The sequence below is a fragment of the Coprococcus sp. RTP21428st1_C9_RTP21428_210409 genome (assembly GCF_040227395.1).
GTDB lineage: Bacteria > Bacillota > Clostridia > Lachnospirales > Lachnospiraceae > Coprococcus > Coprococcus aceti.
Window position 1 is genome coordinate 1 of sequence record NZ_JBEHVV010000120.1, and the last position, 4,019, is coordinate 4,019.

Consider the following 4,019-nt stretch of genomic DNA (forward strand, 5'->3'; position numbering starts at 1 on the left):
GGTGTATGACAGGGTATTTGCAGATCGTGCAGACTGTAAGATACTTCTCCAGACATACTTCGGTGATGTGAGGGATGTGTATGAAGATATCATAAATATGCCATTTGCCGGAATAGGCCTTGATTTTATAGAGGGCAAACAGACCGGTCAGCTTATAGACGGATACGGCTTCCCTGGGGATAAGGTACTTTTTGCCGGCCTGGTAAATGGCAAAAATATATGGAGAAATCATTACGACAAGACTCTCAAGGTAGTAGGGCAGCTCCGCGATAAGAAGATAGATGTGGTTCTGTCTACATCATGCTCACTGCTTCATGTGCCATACACACTTAAGCAAGAGACGAAGCTGTCACAGGACTATCTGAGGTTCTTTGCATTTGCGGAGGAGAAACTTATTGAACTCTCGGAGCTTGCGGCACTTGCCGAGAGTTATAACTATACAGAGCTTGAGGCATACCACAAGAATCAGGAGTTATTTGCGGGAACAAGAGACTGCAACAGCTACGAGGTGAGACAGAGGCTTGCGGCAGTGACTGAGGCAGATTATGCAAGACTTCCGAAGAGAAGCGAGAGGCAGGCACTTCAGAAGAAGGAATTTGGACTTCCTGAACTTCCGACAACCACTATAGGTTCATTCCCACAGACTAAGGATGTGAAGTCACAGAGAGCACAGCTCAGAAAGGGAGAGATATCTGAGCAGGAATATGTGGACTTTGTAAAGGGAAAGATAAAGGAATGTGTAAAGTGGCAGGAGGACATCGGACTGGATGTGCTTGTGCATGGCGAGTATGAACGAAATGACATGGTTGAATATTTCGGTGAGGCACTTGGCGGATTCCTGTTCACTGAGAAAGCATGGGTACAGTCATATGGAACGAGATGCGTAAAGCCGCCTGTGATATGGGGTGATGTATACCGCAAAAAGCCGATCACGGTTGATTGGTCTGTATATGCGCAGTCGCTCACAGACAAGATCATGAAGGGAATGTTGACCGGTCCGGTGACGATACTCAACTGGTCATTCCCAAGGGAGGATATATCAATCAAGGAATCTATATCACAGATAGCGCTTGCAATCAGAGATGAGGTGCTGGATCTGGAGGCGCATGGAATAAAGATGATACAGATAGATGAGGCTGCACTCAGAGAAAAGCTTCCACTCAGAAAATCTGATTGGTATACGGAGTACCTTGATTTTGCGATACCTGCATTCCGTCTGACACACAGCGGTGTGAAGGCTGAGACACAGATACACACACATATGTGCTACAGTGAATTTACGGATATCATACCTGCTATAGATGATATGGACGCGGATGTGATCACATTTGAGGCGTCAAGATCCGATCTGCAGATCCTGGATTCTCTCAGGGAGAACAACTTCGAGACAGAGGTGGGACCTGGAGTGTATGACATTCATTCCCCGAGAGTTCCATCTGTGGCAGAGATCGTGAAGGCGGTAAATGTCATGCTCACGAAGATAGGCAGGGATAAGCTCTGGATCAACCCGGACTGCGGTCTTAAGACGAGAGGTGTGCCTGAGACTGACGCCAGCCTCAGAAATATGGTTGAGGCTGCCAGACAGGTGAGAAAATAATATACAAAATGCTTGACAAATTCACATAAATATTACGCAAGTCAGTCATAATGATGATCTGGTTATACGGCTGGAGAAAGAGGATGAATACCGGGAAGTCGAGAATCTGGTGCGGGACAGTTTCTGGAATGTGTATCGTCCCGGCTGCCTGGAACACTATGTGCTCAATCAGCTGAGAAAAGACAGTGCATTTGTCCCGGAACTGGATTTAGTTATGCTGCAAAAAGGAGAACTCATCGGCCAGAATATGTTTATGAGAGCAGAAATAACTGCGGATGACGGAAGAAGTATTCAGGTTATGACGATGGGCCCTATATGCATAAAGAATGAACTTAAACGTAAGGGCTATGGAAAGATACTGCTAGATTATTCGTTGCAGAAAGCTGCAGAGCTCGGCTGCGGAGCACTATGCTTTGAGGGGAATATTGATTTCTATGGCAAAAGCGGATTCAGACCGGCAAGCGAGTTTGGCATTCGCTATCATGGACTTGATGAGGGGGAGGATGCATCGTTTTTCCTCTGCAAGGAGCTGATTTCCGGATATCTTGATGGAGTCACGGGTGAGTACGCTCCGCCAGAAGGATATTTCGTGGACGAAAAGGCTGTGGAAGAATTCGACAGGCAGTTTCTATATAAAGAGAAAAAGACACTGCCCGGACAGATATTTTCATAAGGAGGACCCGCCGTAAAATAAAAGAAAATTGTTACTAAAGCTCGCAAAGTTGCATAATCTGCCGAAAAAAGGTTGGAAAAGTTGCGAAAATCACCGCGAAAAGGTTGGAAAAGTTGCAAAAAATTGATATCATAGGGATAGAAAAGTTGCAAATGCAGTGTGTGGGGGTGATTTTATGCTGGAAAGATCGGCAAAAAATTATATAGATTCATGGATTCAGAGCGGCAGGGATGCTTTGCTCATAACTGGAGCAAGACAGATCGGTAAGACATATCTTATAAAAGAATGCCTCAGGGAAAGTGGAGTGCCATATGTGGAATTAAATTTTATTGACCAGCCGGAGCTTGTAACATTGTTTGACGGTGCCAGAGATGCAAAGGATCTGCTTATGAGACTTAGCCTGGTGACAAAACAGCCTCTTGAGAAAGGCCGTACGATCATATTTCTGGATGAGGTGCAGGAGTTTAAAGATATAGTGACAAGAGTGAAGTTCCTGGTGGAAGATGGAAGCTACAGGTATATCATGAGCGGTTCGCTTTTGGGCGTAGAGCTGAATGATCTCAGATCTGCACCGGTTGGATATCTGCGAGTATGCGATATGTATCCGATGGATCTGTGCGAATTTATGGTTTCTGTTGGTGTGAATCAGAATGTGATCGACACAATGAAGGAATGCTTTACGCAGAGGCTGCCTGTTGATTCGTTTGTACATGAAAAAATGCTTGATGTATTCAATCTGTATCTTATCGTGGGCGGAATGCCGGAGGCGGTCAATACCTATGTGGAGACAAATGATCTTGCGAAGGTAGCGGAGGTACATGAAAAGATAGTTAGATTGTACAAGAGTGATTTTACAAAGTATGAGACAAGATACAAGCTGAAACTGCAGGAGATATATGATGCTATGCCGGGACAGCTTGATCAGAAAAATAAACGATTCCAGATCAATAGTATAGGTAAAGGCCTCAGTTATGATAGGGTTGCAAATGATTTTCTGTGGCTTAAGGATGCTGGGGTTGCGATACCGGTCTACAATATAAGTGAGCCGAAACTTCCGCTTGTGATCAGTGAGAATAGGAATCTCTTTAAACTATTTTTCTCCGATGTAGGGCTGCTGACAAGTAGGTATTCGGATCAGGTGAAAATGGCGATACTGAATAAAGAAAAATCTATAAACAATGGTGCGCTATTTGAAAATGTGGTTTCCCAGGAACTACTCAGCAAAGGTCATAAAGAATATTATTTTAACAGCAAAAAGCAGGGTGAGCTTGATTTTGTAATAGAACTGAATGGTAAAGTAGTTCCACTGGAGATAAAATCGGGTAAGGATTACAAACGACACTCTGCGCTGTGCAATGTCTTGGCTGATGAAAATTACGGAATAGAATATGCATATGTTTTTTCGGAGAGAAACGTAGAGGTCAGCGGCAAAAAAGTATATTTGCCAATATATATGATGATGTTTCTGGAAAACGAAAAGATGGCTGACACGATATATAAACTTGACCTATCAGGGTTGACGTTCGATAAGGATATGTAGCATCAGTTTTCGCCTGTTGGCGAGCCGATGTTAAAAAATAGGAGAGACAGCATGAAGATAAAGATGTGCGGAATCACGACCCCGGCCGATGTGGCCGCGGTGAATGAGGTGAGACCTGATTATATAGGAATGGTGATGTATTTCCCAAAGTCAAAGAGAAATGTCAGCGTGGAGACTGCGCGCAGGTTGCTTGAAGAACTGAGGAAAGA

Annotated in this window: 3 protein-coding genes; all 3 read left to right on the top strand. The window is 44.2% G+C overall.

The window, feature by feature from the left end:
• A partial coding sequence (gene metE / locus ABUA34_RS13945) for a 5-methyltetrahydropteroyltriglutamate--homocysteine S-methyltransferase (protein WP_349823510.1) occupies positions 1-1,597 on the top strand: 1,597 nt, incomplete at its 5' end.
• A 109-nt stretch (positions 1,598-1,706) separates the two neighbouring features.
• Positions 1,707-2,270, top strand: coding sequence for a GNAT family N-acetyltransferase (locus tag ABUA34_RS13950; RefSeq protein WP_022217019.1), 564 nt, complete (start codon positions 1,707-1,709; stop codon positions 2,268-2,270).
• A 175-nt stretch (positions 2,271-2,445) separates the two neighbouring features.
• Positions 2,446-3,810 carry an ATP-binding protein gene (locus tag ABUA34_RS13955; RefSeq protein WP_015534582.1) on the top strand — a complete coding sequence of 455 codons (1,365 nt, stop codon included), beginning with the start codon at positions 2,446-2,448 and terminating at the stop codon, positions 3,808-3,810.
• Positions 3,811-4,019 lie beyond the last annotated feature (209 nt).

Bases quoted from the DNA above. Each gene is read 5' to 3' on its own strand.
- ABUA34_RS13955 (WP_015534582.1), top strand. From the start codon at position 2,446: ATGCTGGAAAGATCGGCAAAAAATTATATAGATTCATGGATTCAGAGC.